1 protein-coding gene is annotated in these 1,007 nt (G+C 67.3%); it reads right to left on the minus strand.

The window, feature by feature from the left end; genetic code table 11:
- Window positions 1-59 precede the first annotated feature (59 nt).
- The coding region (locus ACWDLG_RS45045) for an IS256 family transposase (RefSeq protein ID WP_449931816.1) at window positions 60-1,007 on the minus strand (948 nt) is incomplete at its 5' end.

A 1,007-nucleotide genomic window follows, 5' to 3' on the forward strand; every position in this document is an offset into this window, starting at 1 on the left:
GGGTCACGTCCACGGACGTGGTGTATGAATCGATCTTCGCGTGATCCTGTTTCTGCAGGTTAAGCGGTAAGTGTCTGCGGGAGTGGGTTCTGGGCTGGTGTGTCGCCGGGGATCACCCGAACGCGGGCTTTGGCCAGGATGTCCAGGCCCATGTAGCGGCGGGCTTCGACCCACTCGTCGGTCTGCTCGGCCAGCACGGCCCCGACCAGCCGGATGATCGCTGCTCGGTCGGGGAAGATGCCGACCACGTCGGTGCGGCGGCGGATCTCCTTGTTCAGCCGCTCCTGCGGGTTGTTGGACCAGATCTGCGGCCAGATCTCCCGAGGGAAGGCGGCGAAGGCGATCAGGTCTTCCCGGGCGGCGTCCAGATGCTCGGCCGCGGCCGGGTGCTTGGCCTCGAGCGTTTGCACCACCCAGGCGTGCTGAGCGCGCACCGAGGCGGCGTCGGGCTGGTCGAACAGGGTGCGCACCAGGGTGGCCACGAACGGCTGCGCGGACTTGTTCACGCGGGTCAGCAGGTTGCGCAGGTAGTGGCTGCGACACCGTTGCCAGGTCGCACCCGCCAAGGTGGCACCGATCGCGGCGACCAACCCGGCGTGGCAGTCGGAGATGACCAACTGCACCCCGGACAGGCCGCGAGCCACCAGGCCGCGCAGGAAGGCCAGCCAGCCCGCGCCGTCCTCAGCGCTGGTGACCTCCAGGCCGAGGATCTCGCGGCGGCCATCGGCGTTGACCGCGGTCGCGACCAGAACGTGCACGTTGATGATCCGGCCGCCTTCGCGCACCTTCTGCGTCAACGCATCCAGCCAGACGAAGGTGTAGGGGCCGGCGTCCAAAGCGCGGGTGCGGAAGGCCTCGACCTGCTCATCCAACGTCTTGGCCATCTCAGAGACCTGGCTTTTGGAGATGTGCTTGATCCCAAGTTGTTCGATGAGCTTGTCGACGCGTCGGGTGGAGACGCCGAGCAGGTAGCTGGTGGCCACCACGCTGATGAGCGCCTGCTCGGC

The organism is Nonomuraea sp. NPDC003727 (assembly GCF_053586935.1).